The organism is Pseudomonas nitroreducens NBRC 12694, assembly GCF_002091755.1.
Lineage (GTDB): Bacteria > Pseudomonadota > Gammaproteobacteria > Pseudomonadales > Pseudomonadaceae > Pseudomonas > Pseudomonas nitroreducens.
Window position 1 is genome coordinate 191,640 of the sequence record NZ_BDAI01000003.1, and the last position, 16,504, is coordinate 208,143.

A 16,504-nucleotide genomic window follows, 5' to 3' on the forward strand; every position below is an offset into this window, starting at 1 on the left:
AACCGTTGCCGGCGGCGCTTTCGGACCGGTTTCTAATAGCCGCCGTCGCGGACGCCCTGATGCTCCGCCACCACCCTGAGCATGCGCAGCGACTCGAATGGAGCATCGACCACGAACTGATTCGCCAGCCAGGACGGCACGCTGCCGCCGGGTTCGCCGCGCATTTCGTAGGTGACTTCGGTGAGCTTCGGGCCCTTGGGGACCATCTGCCAGGTGCCGGAAACATTGGGTACGCGTATGCGGTCCTTCACCGGAGGAAGATAGTCCGGCGCAGCCTGCAGGTGGCGGATCATGCCGCCGTCCGCGGTTTCCTCGGTGCTCACCTTCAGCACCAGGTCCCGCGGGGCGGCGGGCCACGGGAGCTTGGTGTCGAGGTAGACCCAGATCGCCTCGTCACTGTACTTGAGCAGGCGCATCTGCGCGCAGGCGTAGAGCCAGGCGCAGGAGACGCGCAGGTTCTCCTGCAGGTGGCCGAGGGTGGCGACGTCGGATTTCACCAGGGTCACCCCGCGGAAACTCTTGTAGCGGGAGCCGGGCACGTCGCGAAGGTAAACCTGCACGCCATCTTCGTTCCTCGCCAGTTTCCAGTCTTGCGCCTGCGCCCAGGCCGGGTTGCATGTCAGCAGTGGCGCTGCCATGAGCAAGGCAACGTGAAGTGGCGAGAGGCGTGTCATGTCGGTGCAACCGGCGAGGGGATAGCTTGATCTTATGCCTGCCTGGTGACAGCGGCGCATTGGCTGGCGAGCGGTCTGACATGGGCTGAGGCTTTTTCGCAGGCATTAAAAAAGCCGGCTTGTGGCCGGCTTTCAGGGGGTGGTCCAACCTTACTTCTGGTAGGGCGGGCCGCCTTGATTCTGTGGCAACGCAGGGGACTGCGTGCGGGGCGCGCATGGTAGCAAAGTCGGGACGAAAAGCCTAATCCCGGTCACAAAAAAGCCCCGCAGTGGCGGGGCTTCTTCGCGGCGGGGGCTACCCCGCGACCATCACTTGGCCTGGAAGGCGGCGACGGCCTTGGTGATGTAATCGTGGGCCTGGGCGGCGTCGCCCCAGCCTTCGACCTTCACCCACTTGCCCTTCTCGAGATCCTTGTAGTTCTCGAAGAAGTGCTTGATCTGCTCCAGCAGCAGGGCCGGCAGGTCGGTGTATTCCTTCACGTCCTTGTACAGGACGGTCAGCTTGTCGTGCGGTACGGCGATCAGCTTGGCGTCGCCGCCGGCTTCGTCGCTCATGTTCAGCACGCCAACCGGACGGGCGCGGATCACGGAGCCCGGAGCGACCGGATACGGGGTCACGACCAGCACGTCCAGGGGGTCACCGTCGTCGGCCAGGGTGTTCGGGATGAAGCCGTAGTTGGCCGGGTAGAACATCGGGGTGGCCATGAAACGGTCGACGAACAGGCAGTCGGTGTCCTTGTCGATCTCGTACTTGATCGGCGCGTGGTTGGCCGGGATCTCGATGGCGACGTAAATGTCGTTCGGCAGGTCTTTGCCAGCCGGGATGCTGCTGTAGCTCATGGACGACTCCAGATAGTGGTCGGGCCGAAAAAGTGCGGCGGATTATAGGCAGATTGCCGTGTCCAAGCCACAGACATCGCCTAGTGCGCCCGAGTTTCCTGATATTCGGGGTGCTCGGCTTGCAGCCGGTGCAGGCGCGAGAGCGGATCTTGCCGGTAGAACAGCGAAAGCTGCTCATAGACTTTGGGATAGGCCGCCTGAAGGAGGTCCGGAGCGGTAAAGAAGTACTCGCTGGTGACGGCGAAGAACTCGGCAGGATTCTCGGCCGCGTAAGGGTCGATGGCGGTGTGCGCCTGCGGATCGCGGTCGAGCTGGCGGTTCATGTCGTCGTAGGCGGCCTGCATGGCGGCAGCCCAGTCGGTGACGCGCATGTCGCGGTGCAGTGGCGGCAGGCCGTTGGCGTCGCCGTTGAGCATATCGAGCTTGTGCGCCAGCTCGTGGATCACCAGGTTGTAGGCGTCCCAGCCACCGCCGCTCTCCACGCCGGGCCAGGCAAGGATCACCGGGCCTTGCAGGGAGGTTTCGCCGGCGCGCTCGTCGTCGAATTCGTGCATGACGCCAGCGGGGTCGCGGTGTTTCTGCGGGCTGACGAAGTCGTCGGGGTAGAGCACCAGCTCATGGAAGCCGCTGTACCAGTTCAGGTCCGGCAGGTGCAGCAGCGGCAGCTCGGCCTGGGTGGCGAGCAGCAGGCGGCGGTAGTCGTCCAGTTCGATGCCGGGCAGCGGCGAGAGGCGCTTGTCGCGCAGGAACAGCAGCGCCCGCTCGCCGAGCCGGCGCAGTTCCTCTTCGCTCAGGCCGTCGAGGATCGGCAGCTGCCGCCGCACCTGCTCCCAGAGCTGGGCGTCGAGCGGATAGCGGGCGAGGAAGCGCCGGCGGCGCCAGGCGTTGAACGACCACATGGGCGGATCAGTGCTCGCCTGGCTGGGCCTTGGCCGATGGGCGCATCTTGTGGCGGATGAAGCCGATCAGCATGGGTACCAGGGAGAAGGCGATGATGGCGATGATCATCACCGAGAGGTTCTGCTTGATGAAGGGCACGTTGCCGAAGAAGTAGCCCAGGGTCACCAGGCCGCCGACCCAGGCGATGCTGCCGGCCACGCTGAAGAACAGGAAGCGCGCGTAGGGCATGTAGGCCATGCCGGCGACGAAGGGCGCGAAGGTGCGCACGATGGGCAGGAAGCGCGCCAGGGTCACGGTCTTGCCGCCGTGGCGCTCGTAGAAGGCGTGGGTCTGGTCCAGGTAGTCGCGGCGGAAGACCTTCGAGTTCGGGTTGCTGAACAGGCGCTTGCCCAGGGTTCGGCCGATCACGTAGTTGGTACTGTCGCCGCTGATCGCCGCGAGCAGCAGCAGGCCGCCGAGCAGCCAGGGGTCCATGCCGCCGGCGGCGCAGATGGCACCGGCGATGAAGAGCAGCGAGTCGCCCGGCAGGAAGGGCGTCACCACCAGGCCGGTCTCGCAGAAGATCACCAGGAAGAGGATGGCGTAGATCCATGTGCCATAGTTGGCTACCGCCAGCGACAGGTAGCTGTCGAGGTGGAGAATCAGGTCGATCGGGTTGAATTCCATGAGAAGCCTGTTTGACAACGAGGTGAACGGCCGGGCCGACCATTATAAGGCGCGACCTGACTGCCGGGGGCGCTCTCCGTCGAATCCTGCGACGGAGAGCCGCGGGAGGATATTACAGCTTCTGCGTGAAAATCCTGTCGCTGCAAGCGCGGCAACGCCTTGTGACAAAAACCGCAGAAGCGCTGGACGCTGCGTCAGAGCAGGCTCGCCTGCCAGCTCAACAGGGCGGGCGCCACCTTGGGTGCCGATGCCGCACCGTGCTGCTCGCCGGCGGCTGGCAATTGTTCGGCCAGCGGGTGTGCGGCGACTTCACGGGTATTCATGGCGGTTTCCAGGTGGGCTTCGGCAATCAGCTGCTGCAGGCGCCCGCTGCGGCGCAGGGTGCGCAGGCCGCGGTCGAGGCTGGCGGCGAGGGCTTCGCCTTCGGCGCGCTTCTTCGGCACCAGCACGTAGAGCGGCTTGACCTCCAGCGGCGGGTCGACGAACTCCAGTTGTTCGCGCAGCGCCGGGGCGTTCTGGCTGAGCAACTGGTAGCCGGTGTAACGGTCCACCACGGCCAGGTCGATGCGCCCGCGCAGGAGTTTTTCCAGGTTCTGCCAGTCGCTGCTGACCACGTCCTTGTTGAGGAAGTCGGCGCTGTCGAAGCTCTCCTGGTTGACGTAGCCGCGCACTACGCCGATGCGGTAGGGGCGCAGGGTATCGAGGTCGCGGGGGTTGATCGGCAGGGCGCGGTCGCGACGGCGGAAGAAGCCGAGCTGGGAGTCCAGCAGCGGCATCGAGGTGTAGAAATCCTGGCGGCGGTCGGGCGACAGGTACGCCGGCATCAGCGCGTCGAAGCGGCCCTCGCGGGTTTCGTTGAGCGCCCGCTGCCAGGGCAGGAACACCAGTTCGGCCTTGTCGCCATTGAGCGCCAGGGCTTCGTTGAGGATGCGGCTGGCCAGCCCGTTGCCCGGCAGGTCGCTACCGACGTAGGGCGCCCATTCCAGGGTGGCGACACGCAACGTCTGGGCCTGGGCGATGGCGCCCGCAAGGCCCAGGCAGAAGCAGGCGGTGCGCAGGACGAGCAGGGAAATACGCATGGGATCCCTTCATGCGGAGGCCGCGGCAATTCCGATGATGGCACTTTAGTGTGCCCGGCCCGCCGCCGCCAGCGGGCCGTTGCGTGCCTCAGTTGAGGTCGTCGCTGATCGGCAGGATGTAGTTCTTGAACTCGCTGTCCTCGCGGAAGCCGATGGACTCGTAGACCTTCTGCGCCACTTCGTTGTTGACGCTGGTGGACACGCGCATGCGCACGGCCTGGGTCTCGCGGGCCATCTGTCGGGCGGTCTGCAGCAGGTGGTCGGCGACCAGTTGGCGGCGGGCTTCTTCGGCGACGTAGATGTCGTTGAGGATCCACACGCGCTTGAGCGAGAGCGAGGAGAAGCTCGGGTAGAGCTGGCAGAAGCCCAGCAGCTTGTTGTCGTCGTCGTCCGGCAGGGCCAGGTAGATCACCGATTCCTTGCGGCGCAGGCGCTTCTCGAGGAATTTCCGCGAGGACTCGGGGTAGGGGAGCATCCCGTAGAACTCGCGATATTTGACGAACAACGGAGCGAGCAGATCGAGGTGGTCGAGCGTGGCTTGCACGATGCGCATAAGCGGGCCTCGGCGGGAGGTGGGTGGGCTGGTATGGCAATGCAGGGGCTATGCCAGCGAGTAGCCATTGGTCCGATGCTGCACCAGAATTTGTGGAAAGCGCAATCCAAGCGAGCGTTTGATCAGCGCCAGCAGCTTTCCACGCTGCCGGCGCTGGTGCCGCGCTGGCCCTGGTGGTCGAGGGTGAAGTCGCCGCATTCGCTGTCGCCGGCCTGGGCGCCCCGGCGCAGGGCGCTCAGGCGGTAGCTGCGGGTGTTGCCGCCGATGAACTCGGCCTGCAGTTCATAAAGCTGGTGCGGCGACAGGCGTTTGCCATCGACCAGCGGGTAACCGAAGGCCAGCCGGGTCGCGGCATCGGTGTACTTGCTGTATTGCGCCAGGTAGCGCTCCTGCTGCGCCGCGGCGTCGCGCAGCAGTGTCTGGGCCTCGCTGCGATTGGCGCGCAGGACGTACTGGCGATAGCTGGGGATGGCGATGCCGGCCAGCAGCGCGAGGATGCAGACCACTACCATCAGCTCGATCAGCGTGAAGCCTTGCACCTGGCTCGCGGGCATACGGATGGACATCAGGGGTACCCCGTGGGCAGGTTGAAATTCAGGATCTGCCAGTTGAAGCGGCCCTGGTTGACCGGGTCGAAGAGCTGCACGGGCAGGCGGCTGCCGTCGGGGGTATAGAGGTTGCCGCCGATGCGTGTCACCGGGCCTTCGATCTGGATGCCGCTGGCGCGTTCACTGAAGGAGCCGTCGCCTGCCAGGTCGAAGACGTTGAAGTTCAGCGCCCCTCCGGTCTTCGGGTTGACGGCGAGCAGCCAGTAGGTGATCCCGGCACTGCAGGGGTCGGCGTTGGGCTTGCTGACGGTGACGAAAAGAACGTCGCCGAGCATGAAGGGCTGGTCGAGGATCATCTCGCTGTCGGCCAGATCGAAGTACCAGCCTCGGATGCCGACGCCACGCTTGCCGCTGCTGTCCCAGCTCACGCTGTCGCTGCTCAGTTGCCGGACCAGGGTGCTGCCGCCGCTGTGGCTGACGGTTTCCTCGGTGAGCGTCTGCTTCTGCAGGTCGCCCAGTCTGGTCAGGGTGGCGGGATCGCCGGCGCCATCGACGTGGGCGAGGTAGTCGGTCTGGTCCCAGAACCCATAGAGCGATTGCGCGGTGGCCGGGCCTTCCTTGTCGCTGCCTTCGAAGTACTTGCCCGTGCCGGCCAGCACCAGCTGCCCGCCGCGCGGATGCTGGGTAACTTCCGGTGCCGCGCTCACAGCCTGGCCCCGTGCGCTGGCGAGGCTGGCCAGCAGGCTTGCCTTGGCATCGATGCCGCCTTGGCGATACAGGTTGCCCTGAAGGCTGCCGTAATAGCGCTGGGCGAGTTCCCCGGGGCTGGCGGCCTGGGTCCAGGCGACCGTGCTGGCGACGTCACCGTCGCCGCCGGTGGCGTGGCTGGCGGCATCGATCCGGCCGTCGGCCAGGCGGATCGACAGCGAATAGCCCTTGCCCGCGTCGTAGCCATTGCCAGTGAGGATGTAGGGCTCGCCATCGAAGGAGGTGATGACCGGGCGCTCCAGCAGGTAGCCGAAGTCGATGGTCTTGCCGTCGCGGCTGGTTGCGCGGGCGGTGTGCTCCCAGAGCAGCGCGGGCGAGTCCGGATCGGTGATGTCCAGGGCGAACAGCCCGCGCCCGCCGCGTCCCGGCGCCATCACCAGGACAGTGCGCCAGGCACCGTCGAAATAGACATCCTGGGTGACGGCAGTGCCGTCGACGAAGAAACGGTGCAGGTTGTTGGTGTTCTCCTCCTCCGAGCGCCCCGCGTAGTTTTTCGCCGGCAGGTAGTTGAGCTTGTCGACCACGGCGGCAGGGATGAAGGCCCAGCGTTCCCGGCCCGTTTCGTCGAAGGCATGCAGCATGCCGTCGTTGGCACCCACGTAAATGCGCCGTTCGCGGTCCGCGTGGTCCTGGCGGAAGGTTTCGTAGCCCGTGGTGCGGGCGGCTTTCTCCAGGTAGTAGGTGACGCTGGAGGGGGCGCCGACTACGACCGGCGAGGAGTAGATGATGTCGCCGAGCAGATGGTTGCGCGCACGGAACGTGACGTCTTCGTCACTGCGGTCGCCACGCAGCCAGGCAAGGCGACGCTGGCCGAGATGGTCGCGAGTCTGGGTGCCGGGCGCCTTGTCGAGCAGGTCCTGCTGTGAGGTCGCGAGGTTGTCCCAGGCGAAGGCCTGGAGGCTCCCACTTGGACGGTCGGGGCGTGAGTTGAAGTAGAGGTTGCGGCTCCCAGGCGAGCGCTGGTCGAGCTGGTTGCGGAAGGACAGCGCGGTATTGGCCTGGGCGTTGCCGTCGGCATCGAGGCGGTATTGCAGGATGTCGCCGCTCCAGTCGTTGGGCTGGTAGCTGGCGCGGTAGAGGTAGGTGTCGGTGCTCAGCGAGGTCGAGCTGGCGCCTGCCGCGGCGACCGCCAGCTGGTTGGTGGAAATGCTGCTGACGATGGCCTGGAAGGCCTGTACCAGTTCGCTGGTGGAGTCGGCGCTGAAGAACTCGCCACGGGCGTTCAGCGCACCATGCCAGAGCGCCGCCACCTTGCCTTCGTTGGCGGTTACCGTCATGCCGTCCAGCACCGTGCTGCCGCTGGGGTTGGGCCAGCTCTTGCTGCCATCGAGCAGTTGCGGGTAGGAACCCGAGTAGGTGTCACCTCCCCACTGCAGGTACTTCAGTGTCGGGCCGAGGCCCAATCCCACGGTGTAGGTGGTGACGTGCTGCCAGGTGGCCGGATCGTTCTTCGGATTCCAGTAGTCGTTGCCGTCGCGGTAGCGCGGCGGGACCTTGTTCTCCAGATCGGCACGCGCATCGGTCGCCCAACCGAGGAAGATGTTGTCGGCCAGGGTATTGGACCACTTGTCGTAGAAAGGCGCGCTGGCGGCGAAGGCCTTTCCGTCGGGCAGGGTGCGCGTGGTGCCGTCGGCATTGTTGCCACCGGAGCCGTCACCGAAGCCATCGGTCATCAGCAGGTGGTAGGTGGGGCGGCAGGCGTACTCGGTCTTCACGTCGCGCGTGGCGCCCGGCGCGCGAGCATAGGGGTTGTACGCGGACGTGCTGGAGAGGTAGCTGTTGACCCGGTTCTGCGCGGCGCCCAGCGGGGTACCGCCACTGGCGACCAGGCGGCTGGTGAAGGTGAAGAAGTCGGCCTTGTGCTGGTCGGCGAAGGCCGCCAGGGTCTGGTTGCCGCAGGTTGAGGAGGACAGGTTGAAGTTGGTGTTGTAGCAGCTGTTCAGCCCCTGCCAGGTCACGCGGATATGATCGGGCAGCTCGAACAATGCCAGGTTGGCGGCGGTGCGCGTCGCGAGCTGGCGAGTACGGTAGAAGGAAAACCAGTTGGCGTAGTTCTGTTTTTCCTCTGCCGTCGTGACCCAGCGAGGCGCGAAGCAGCTCTTGGTGCAGGCGTTTGCATTGGTGTACGAGTAGTCGGTTGCGCAGTTCTGTACGGCGCTGAGCGCATTGGTGGCAACGTTGCGGGCATGCGGACAGGCGGCGTCGAACTGGTAGTAGTGGGCGTATTGCTTGTAGCTGTCGGTGGTGTTGACAGCCTGGATCGAGTTCTGCCCGTAGCCGTTGCCGGTGTACCTGTTCAGGTCCAACGTCCCGGTCTGGAGGGTGAGGAAGCCGTCGTAGTACGCCTTGTCGAACTGGGTGGTGTAGCGCTCGCTGATGAGGCGCCCACCGCTGAAGGTGACCTTCCACGGCGCTTCGTAGGTGATCGCCGGGTTGTAGTACATCGGGTTGTACGACGCGGAGCGGTTGGCGATGGTGTAGGAACTCATGCCGTCGGGCGTGTAGGCGCTGGTCATGCTGCCGGAGTCGTCGAGGGTGACGATCAGGTTCGGCGAGACGCCCTCGACCAGGAACAGCGGTGCCTGGCTCGGCGTGGCGGCCGCAGCGTTGCCGCCGGCGAGCACAGCGGCTCCCAGCAGTGCGCCACGCAGGAGGGTTTCAGCGTTGCACACGGGCGTACTCCTGCAGGCGTACCTGGGCCTGGTCGGTGATGCCGGTGGCAAGGGCGTTCACCTGCAGCAGCAGGGTGCCGCTGCCGGCCAGGCAGTCGGCCATGGCGCTGGAGGAGCGGCTTTCGCACTGGGCGGCCACATACCAGCGTGGCGCGCGGCTGAGTTCATCCAGCTCGCCCGGACTGGCGAGGTCGTTGCCGCGGTAGGTGCGCGCTTTCGTGATGAGGGCGCTGCTGGCCGGGTCGGAAGGGTTCAGCCAGAGACGGTCGCAGAGCAGCACCTGCTGCTGGTCCTGCGCGGTATCGATGCAGTCGTCGACGGTGCCCACCGCCATGCTCGGGCTATGTCGACTGCGGTACAGCGCCTCGTTGATGGCCGAGGTGGCGCCGCCCAGCGCCGCCTGATAGTCGCGGGCGTCGGCGAGGCTGTTGTCCAGTAGCAGGCCGTTGCGCAGATTGCCCAGGGTCAGGATGCTCAAGCCGAGCAGCAGGATCAGGGCGATCAACAGGGTCTGGCCGCGTTGCCGGGTCATGGCTGGTTCCTCAGGTAGAGCGTCTGCGCGAAGGCGCCGCACAGCCCGTGCGTACCGGTGTCTTTCTGCTGGTCGCCGAGCGGGTCGGGATAGGTGCAGTTCTCCGGCAGCAGCGGGCGGGTCGAAGTCAGCACCAGGCCGACGCGGACCTGGTTGACCGAGGCGGCGAGGAAACGCAGGTCGTGGATGCCTGTGGCGAGCACCGCCTCGCCGGCGGAAGCGCTGTTGTTGGTCTTGCAGCGCAGCTCGCCGTTCGAGAAGTACAGGTGGCTTACCAGTACCAGCGGCGTGCCGCTGTCGGTATCGCTGTAGAGGGCGCCGCCACTGCAGTCCTGCTGGAACTGTGCGTCGACCCGCTGCGAACGCTGGTAGCGCAGACACAGGCCCTTGCCGTTGGCGTCGACGGAACTGACCTTGCCAGCGCCAAAGCTGCAGCCGGTACGGCTGTCGGTCAGCGAAGGGAAGGGGCCGTCGCGATCGAGGATGAAGTCGAATTGCGTGGCGTCCTGGGCCACGGCATGGCGTTGCCAGGCGACGTAACCGGCATGCCCGGCCTCGTTCTGCAGCAGGTCGAGGAGGAAGCGCGCGCGGCTTTGGTTCTGTTGCTGGGCATTGTTGAAGGCAGCGTGGTCGCTGCCCGACAGGTAGATCTGCAGCACGGTGAACAGCACCAGGGTGCCGAGCGCCAGCGCGACCATGAGCTCGATCAGTGACAGGCCTTTCTGTGTGCTGGCGTTCATGGCTGGAAACTCAGTCGATAGCGCTCGACGCCACCGTCAGCGTCCGCGCTCAGGCAGGCGGAGTCGGCGTCCTCGGCAACGGTCGGGCTGCCGTTGCGGCAGTTGCGGCTGTGCCAGGCCAGCTGGATCAGCAGCAGGGGCTGTTTCGAACCGCTGGCGCAGGATTTACCGTCGCGGGTGGCGCAGATGAAGGTGGAGTCCTTGAGCAGTTCGTCGTCGGTGACGAGTCGGCGCTGTACCTGCGCCGTCCAGCAGGCCAGCTCGCGACGGATCCTGTCGCTCGCGCCGAGCCCGCTGGTGACGCAGGACGCACCGCTGCCCAGGCTGGGGAACGCGCTGCCCTTGGCCACCAGGAATGCCGCATCGTCCCTGAGCTTGCCCTCACGGACCAGCCCCTCGCGGTTGGCCTGCATGCTGCGGGCGAGATCGGCGGCCAGAAGGATCGCGTTCTGCCGCTGCTGGCTGTCGTGGGCGTAGCTGATGCTGCGGGCCTGCAGGGCCAGCATGCCCAGCAGCCCAACGCTGGTGAGCATCACCGCGACCATGACCTCGATCAGGTAGAAGCCCCGCTCGCTGGGCATCGGCCTCATTCGCATACCCATGCCGCTCCGCTGCGTTGCAGGCAGACCTGGCTGCTGTAGCTGCCGGACACGAGGGTGAAGACCAGCGGGTAGTCGAGGCCGGATTCGGCGATACCGTTGCCGTCGAAGACTACCCTTGCGGCGCTGGTGCTGGTCTGGACCTGCACCTTGGCCGAGTCGTCCAGCTGGGTGCGGCGCAGTTCGATGGCCTGGCTGCCAGCCAGGTCGCCGCCACGCCGCTGGGACACCACCAGCATCGAAGCCCAGTCACCGGATGCCTGCGGTGTGACACTGATTTCCTGGTGGCTGATCTGCGCCTGCGCGCGGGCATATTGCAGCAGGCCGATCAGTTGCTTGCCGCCGCTCTGGGCGCGGTTGCGGTTGATCAGCAGGTCGAAGGAGGGCACTGCGATACCCAGCAGGATCGCCAGGATCGCGATGGTCACCAGGGTCTCGACCAGGGTGATGCCGCGTTGGCTCGCAAGCCGGGTGAAGGTAGCGCTACGGGGTGAATCCATGTTCTCGCCATCGACTGGGGTGCGCCGGGCGGCGCAGCCTTCCGTGCCAGTGCACGGTCCTTGATGGCGAGGTTTTTATCGCGATGAGCGGGAGGGGCGATTTAAGACGATTCTTAAAGACGGCGATCACCTGCGCGGCATGTGGTCGCGTTCACGGCAGGGCCTTCCTGCTCAGCCACCGAGCAGGAAATTACCCCGTGACGGCCCGTCGTCTCCTTCCAGCGCAGGTAGCTGCGCCTCGTCCTTCAGGTTCACTCCCGACAGCTGCCGGCGGCACGCCTCGCGCATCAGGTAGAGCAGGCGGTGCGTGGCCAGGCCGTAGCTCAAACCCTCCAGGCGCACGTTGGAGATGCAGTTGCGGTAGGCGTCGTTCAGGCCGACCTTCGGCGCCCAGGTGAAGTACAGGCCGAGGCTGTCCGGTGATGACAGGCCGGGGCGCTCGCCGATCAGGATCACCACCATCTTCGCCCGCAGCAACTCGGCCACTTCATCGGCGACGGCGACCCGGCCCTGTTGTACCAGGGCGACCGGCGACAGGCTCCAGCCTTCATTGCGCGCCTGTTCTTCCATGCGTTCGAGGAAGGGTAGGCTGTGGCGCTGCACGGCCAGCGAGGAAAGCCCGTCGGCGATCACCACGGCGAGGTCGTAGCCTTGTGGATGGCGCTCGGCATGGCGGCGCAGGATCGCTGCCGAATCTTCGTTCAGGCGGCGGCCGAGATCGGGGCGTTGCAGATAGGTGTCGCGGTCGGCGGCGGCGCTGTGCAGCAGCAGCGTCTCGCGGCCGCGTTCTGCCAGTTGTGCGGCGAGACCATCGCGGTCGAAGGGCAGGTGCACAGCGTCGCGCGCCTGGGCGTGGGCGAACTGGAAGTCCAGTTGCGCGCCGGTCGGCAGGCTGGTGCCGGCGCGGCCCAGGGCGATGCGCGCGGAAGTCAGGCGGCGCAACTCCTGCCAGGGGTTGGGGGTGAAGCTGTCGCTCATCGAAGACTCCTCAAGCGATGTCCTCAGGACAGTTGCGCGAGCGCATGGCGGAAGGCGCCGGGAAGCTGGCTGGCCATGTGCACGCGGCCGTCCTGCTGGCGGAGGATTTCCATGCGCGCAAGCCACGCCTCGAACTCCGGCGCCGGCCGCAGGCCCAGCGTCTGGCGCGCGTAGAGTGCGTCGTGGAAGGAGGTGGTCTGGTAGTTGAGCATCACGTCGTCGGAGCCGGGGATGCCCATGATGAAGTTGATGCCGGCCACGCCCAGCAGGGTCAGGAGCATATCCATGTCGTCCTGGTCGGCCTCGGCGTGGTTGGTGTAGCAGATGTCGCAACCCATGGGCACGCCGAGCAGCTTGGCGCAGAAGTGATCCTCCAACCCGGCGCGGATGATCTGCTTGCCGTTGTACAGGTATTCCGGGCCGATGAAGCCGACCACGGTGTTCACCAGGAACGGCTTGAAGTGCCGCGCCACCGCGTAGGCGCGGGTCTCGCAGGTCTGCTGGTCGACGCCGTGGTGGGCGTTGGCCGACAGCGCGCTGCCCTGGCCGGTCTCGAAGTACATCAGGTTGTCGCCTAGCGTGCCGCGCTTCTGCGACAGTCCCGCCTCGTAGCCTTCCTGGAGGATCGACAGGCTCACGCCGAAGCTGGCGTTGGCCGCTTCGGTACCGGCGATGGACTGGAACACCAGGTCCAGCGGCGCGCCACGGTTGATCGCCTCGATGGAACTGGTGACGTGGGTGAGCACGCAGGACTGGGTGGGAATCTCGTAGCGCTGGATGATCGCGTCGAGCATCTCCAGCAGCGTGCAGATCGACTGCAGGCTGTCGGTGGCCGGGTTGATGCCGAGCATGGCATCGCCGTTGCCGTAGAGCAGGCCGTCGAGCACGCTGGCGGCGATGCCCGCCGGGTCATCCGTGGGGTGGTTGGGTTGCAGCCGCGTCGACATGCGCCCGCGCAGCCCCATGGTGTTGCGGAAACGGGTGACCACGCGGATTTTTTGCGCCACCAGCACCAGGTCCTGCACGCGCATGATCTTCGATACCGCGGCTGCCATTTCCGGCGTCAGCCCCGGCGCCAGGGCGCGCAGGCTGGTTTCGTCGGCGGCATCGCCGAGCAGCCAGTCGCGCAGGCCGCCGACCGTGAGGTGGCTGACCGGGGCGAAGGCTTCGCGATCATGGCTGTCGATGATCAGCCGGGTGACTTCGTCGCTCTCGTAGGGGATCAGCGCCTCGTCGAGGAAGTGCTTGAGCGGGATATCGGCCAGCGCCATCTGCGCGGCCACGCGCTCGGCGTCGCTGCCGGCGGCGACCCCGGCGAGGCGGTCGCCGGAGCGCGCCGGGCTGGCCTTGGCCATCACCTCGCGCAGGCTGTCGAAGCGCCAAATCTGGCCACCGATGCTGTGGGCGAATCCGGACATGCTGACCTCTCTCAGCCCTGGCTGGCGAAGGATGCTTCGGTGCCGCGGTTGAGGCTGATGACGATGCTGCAGCAGGAGCAGCCGCCGATCATCAGCACCAGGAACACTGAGGCGATGACGCTATTGAACCATAGCATCGCGGCCAGGCAGACCAGCGCCAGCACCAGGGCGATGGCCGGGACCACCGGGTAGCCCGGCGCGCGGAAGCTGCGCTCCAGGTCCGGCTCGCTGCGGCGCAGCTTGAACAGGCTGAACATGCTCATGATGTACATGACGATGGCGCCGAACACGCTCATGGTGATCATCGCCGCGGTCAGGGTCATGCCCTGCAGGCTGATCAGGCTGTCGCTGAAGATCGCTGCGATACCCACGACACCGCCAGCGAGGATGGCGCGGTGCGGGGTCTGGAAGCGCGAGAGTTTGGCCAGACTACGTGGCAGGAAGCCCGCGCGAGCCAGGGCGAAGAACTGCCGCGAGTAACCGAGGATGATGCCGTGGAAGCTCGCCACCAGGCCGAACAGGCCGATCCACACCAGCATGTGCATCCAGGTGGAATTGTTGCCGACCACGGCTTTCATCGCCTGCGGCAGCGGGTCGTTGATGTTCGACAGGGCGCGCCAGTCGCCCACGCCGCCGGCGAAGATCATCACGCCGATGGCCAGCGTCACCAGGGTCAGGATGCCGGCGATGTAGGCGCGCGGGATGGTGCGTTTCGGATCTTTCGCCTCTTCGGCAGCCATGGCCGCGCCCTCGATGGCGAGGAAGAACCAGATGGCGAACGGAATGGCGGCGAAGATGCCGGCCATGGCCGGGGCGCCGAATACGTCCGAGCCGGCCCAGCCGTTGAGCACGAAGTTGCTGAAGCTGAAGCCCGGCGCGACCACGCCCATGAACACCAGCAGCTCGGCCACCGCCAGCACTGTCACCACCAGCTCGAAGGTGGCGGCGATGCTCACGCCGAGGATGTTCAGCGTCATGAAGATCACATAGGCGCCGGTGGCCGCCCACTTCGGATCGAGGCCGGGGAACTGCACGTTGAGGTAGGCGCCGATGGCCATGGCGATGGCCGGCGGGGCGAAGACGAATTCGATCAGCGTGGCGATGCCGGCGATCATCCCGCCGGTCTTGCCGAACGCCCGCAGGCTGTAGGCGAACGGCCCGCCAGCGTGGGGGATGGCGGTGGTCAGTTCGGTGTAGCTGAAGATGAAGCAGGTATACATCACCGCGACCATCAGCGTGGTGACGAGGAAACCCAGGGTGCCGGCGGCGGCCCAGCCGTAGCTCCAGCCGAAGTACTCGCCGGAGATCACCAGGCCCACGGCGAGCCCCCAGAGGTGCAGGGTGCCCAGCGTTGGTTTGAGTTGGGATGCGCTCATTGTTGTTGTTCCTCTCTCCGCAAGGGGTAGGCCGCAGATGGCGGGCCGCAGGGGCGTGGACGGATACCTGAGCCTCGATGGTAGTGGCGCACTGCCGCGCAAGACTTGACCGCTGGAATCGGCTTTCGCCGCGCAGGGTCAACTGGCTGTTACCCATTGCCCCACACGGCGCCCGGTGCCCGTTTCTGGTGCCCAATTCCTCGCATCTGCCCTCTGCGGTGGCAACTGCAGGCCAGGCGTGGCGCCGTGTCCGGCTGATCGGTAATGCATGGCGAGGCACGGGAATTGCTTTGTTTATTCGTTCCCTACTTTCCGGGAGACATGTGCCTTGCGCGTCTCAAAACAAGATCGGTAACCGACATGAGCCAGCCTCTGTTTTCTCCGTCCGGCCTTAGCCTGCCCCTGGCCAGCAATATCGGCGTGCTGTCTGCTGCCGCCAGCGGCCTGGGTCGTTTCATCGGCGACCAGGGCGGTGATATCGACCGCGTCTTCGGCCGCGCCGGCATTGACCCGGAACGCCTGCTGCATCCCACCCTGAGCCTGGCGCTGACCAACTATTGCCAGGTGCTGGAAGAAGCCGCGCGACAGTCGGGCTGTGACAACTTCGGGCTGCGCTACGGCGAGCAGTTCCGCCCGCGCGAACTGGGCCTGCTGGGCTACGTCGGGCTGTGTTCCGAGACACTGGAAGACGCGCTGAAGAACTTCGCCGCCGCCTTTCCCTATCACCAGCACGACACGCTGATCCGCCTGGTGGATTGCGGCGAGTGCTACCGCTTCGACTACCAGGTCCGCCACGGCGCGATCCTCGACCGCCGCCAGGACGCCGAGCTGACCCTGGGCATGGCGCTGAACCTGATGCGCCATGCGCTCGGCCCCGAGTGGGCGCCCCGTGCGGTGAGCTTTGAGCACGCGCGGCCGGAGGGTTGGCAGGAACATGGCCGGGTGTTCGACGCGCCGGTGCTGTTCCAGCGCGGCTGCAACTCGATGCTGATTCCCAAGCGCGATCTTTACGGCCAGCAGATGCCCGAGCGCGATGCCAACTTGTTGTTCCTGGTGCAGGACGTGATTCGTCGTCTGGGCGAACAAAGTGGCGCGCCCAACCTGGTCGAGGACGCCGGCACGCAGATTCGCCTGGCGCTGGCCGATGGCGAGCCTTCGCTGGAACTGATCGCCGAGCAACTGGAACTCACCAGCGCCGGCCTGCAGCGCCGCCTGCGCGAGGCTGGGCTGAGCTTCAGCCAACTGGTGGAAAACACCCGCCGCGAATTGGCACTGCATTACCTTCGTCAGCCGCAGCGACCGATTTCCGAGTTGGCGCCGTTGCTGGGTTATTCCGAGACCAGTGCCTTCTCCCGCGCCTTTCGCCGCTGGTTCGGCGTGAGTCCTCGGCAGTGGCGGAGTGATGTGGGCTGATATTCCCCGCTCTAGAGGTGAAATCTGCGCTCGGGATTACCCTCACCCTAACCCTCTCCCAGGGGGAGAGGGGACCGTTCGGAGCAGGATGAAACCATAGCGTCAGTCGACTCGAGCTGCCCCCTCTCCCTGAGGGAGAGGGTTGGGGTGAGGGGGAGGTGTTCACTCGGACTAACCAGAAGGAGATCGTTGTTCTTGCAGGTTCAGCATCCTGCTCTGGAGCGGGCACCGTCTGCGATGATCAGCCA

At 65.9% G+C, this 16,504-nt stretch carries 16 protein-coding genes; 1 reads left to right on the forward strand and 15 read right to left on the reverse strand.

Features of this window, described 5'->3' with window-relative positions; genetic code table 11:
- Positions 1-32: 32 nt before the first annotated feature.
- The 15 genes from PNI01S_RS10040 to eat all read right to left on the reverse strand — a co-directional run bounded on the left by PNI01S_RS10040 (position 33) and on the right by eat (position 14,843).
- Positions 33-638, reverse strand: a complete 606-nt coding sequence (locus PNI01S_RS10040) for an START domain-containing protein (RefSeq protein WP_024764670.1) — start codon at positions 636-638, stop codon at positions 33-35.
- A 345-nt stretch (positions 639-983) separates the two neighbouring features.
- Positions 984-1,514: an inorganic diphosphatase gene (ppa, locus tag PNI01S_RS10045; RefSeq protein ID WP_017521720.1), complete on the reverse strand. Its 531-nt coding sequence runs from the start codon at positions 1,512-1,514 to the stop codon at positions 984-986.
- 80 nt (positions 1,515-1,594) lie between these two features.
- Entirely contained in the window at positions 1,595-2,413 is an 819-nt protein-coding gene (locus tag PNI01S_RS10050; RefSeq protein WP_084358097.1) for a M90 family metallopeptidase, read from the reverse strand.
- 7 nt (positions 2,414-2,420) lie between these two features.
- Positions 2,421-3,080: a DedA family protein gene (locus PNI01S_RS10055; protein WP_024764672.1), complete on the reverse strand. Its 660-nt coding sequence runs from the start codon at positions 3,078-3,080 to the stop codon at positions 2,421-2,423.
- A gap of 194 nt (positions 3,081-3,274) precedes the next feature.
- Complete coding sequence (locus tag PNI01S_RS10060; protein ID WP_084358099.1) at positions 3,275-4,159, reverse strand: substrate-binding periplasmic protein; 885 nt, start codon at positions 4,157-4,159, stop codon at positions 3,275-3,277.
- An 88-nt stretch (positions 4,160-4,247) separates the two neighbouring features.
- Positions 4,248-4,712: a GNAT family N-acetyltransferase gene (locus PNI01S_RS10065; RefSeq protein ID WP_024764674.1), complete on the reverse strand. Its 465-nt coding sequence runs from the start codon at positions 4,710-4,712 to the stop codon at positions 4,248-4,250.
- 122 nt (positions 4,713-4,834) lie between these two features.
- Entirely contained in the window at positions 4,835-5,278 is a 444-nt protein-coding gene (locus PNI01S_RS10070; RefSeq protein ID WP_051445640.1) for a type IV pilin protein, read from the reverse strand.
- Positions 5,278-8,700, reverse strand: coding sequence for a pilus assembly protein (locus PNI01S_RS10075; protein WP_084358101.1), 3,423 nt, complete (start codon positions 8,698-8,700; stop codon positions 5,278-5,280). The genes PNI01S_RS10070 and PNI01S_RS10075 overlap by 1 nt, the downstream gene beginning before the upstream one ends.
- A complete protein-coding gene (locus tag PNI01S_RS10080; protein ID WP_024764677.1) occupies positions 8,687-9,232 on the reverse strand; it encodes a hypothetical protein in 546 nt (181 codons plus the stop codon). The genes PNI01S_RS10075 and PNI01S_RS10080 overlap by 14 nt, the downstream gene beginning before the upstream one ends.
- Complete coding sequence (locus PNI01S_RS10085) at positions 9,229-9,972, reverse strand: PilW family protein (protein WP_084358103.1); 744 nt, start codon at positions 9,970-9,972, stop codon at positions 9,229-9,231. Before PNI01S_RS10085 ends, PNI01S_RS10080 begins: the two co-directional genes overlap by 4 nt.
- Positions 9,969-10,553, reverse strand: coding sequence for a type IV pilus modification protein PilV (gene pilV / locus PNI01S_RS10090; protein ID WP_024764679.1), 585 nt, complete (start codon positions 10,551-10,553; stop codon positions 9,969-9,971). Before pilV ends, PNI01S_RS10085 begins: the two co-directional genes overlap by 4 nt.
- Positions 10,554-10,558: 5 nt before the next feature.
- On the reverse strand, positions 10,559-11,071 hold the full coding sequence (locus tag PNI01S_RS10095) for a GspH/FimT family pseudopilin (protein WP_065086592.1): 513 nt from the start codon (positions 11,069-11,071) through the stop codon (positions 10,559-10,561).
- A gap of 171 nt (positions 11,072-11,242) precedes the next feature.
- Positions 11,243-12,049 (reverse strand): ethanolamine ammonia-lyase subunit EutC, encoded by an 807-nt coding sequence (gene eutC / locus PNI01S_RS10100; protein WP_084358105.1) that lies wholly within the window; start codon positions 12,047-12,049, stop codon positions 11,243-11,245.
- Positions 12,050-12,072: 23 nt separating this feature from the next.
- Positions 12,073-13,467, reverse strand: a complete 1,395-nt coding sequence (locus tag PNI01S_RS10105) for an ethanolamine ammonia-lyase subunit EutB (RefSeq protein ID WP_084358107.1) — start codon at positions 13,465-13,467, stop codon at positions 12,073-12,075.
- 11 nt (positions 13,468-13,478) lie between these two features.
- Complete coding sequence (eat, locus tag PNI01S_RS10110) at positions 13,479-14,843, reverse strand: ethanolamine permease (protein WP_084358109.1); 1,365 nt, start codon at positions 14,841-14,843, stop codon at positions 13,479-13,481.
- A 360-nt stretch (positions 14,844-15,203) separates the two neighbouring features.
- Between eat and qhpR the strand changes: the two genes are divergently transcribed.
- Positions 15,204-16,256, forward strand: a complete 1,053-nt coding sequence (gene qhpR, locus PNI01S_RS10115; RefSeq protein ID WP_084358111.1) for an AraC-like transcriptional regulator QhpR — start codon at positions 15,204-15,206, stop codon at positions 16,254-16,256.
- Positions 16,257-16,504: the final 248 nt, after the last annotated feature.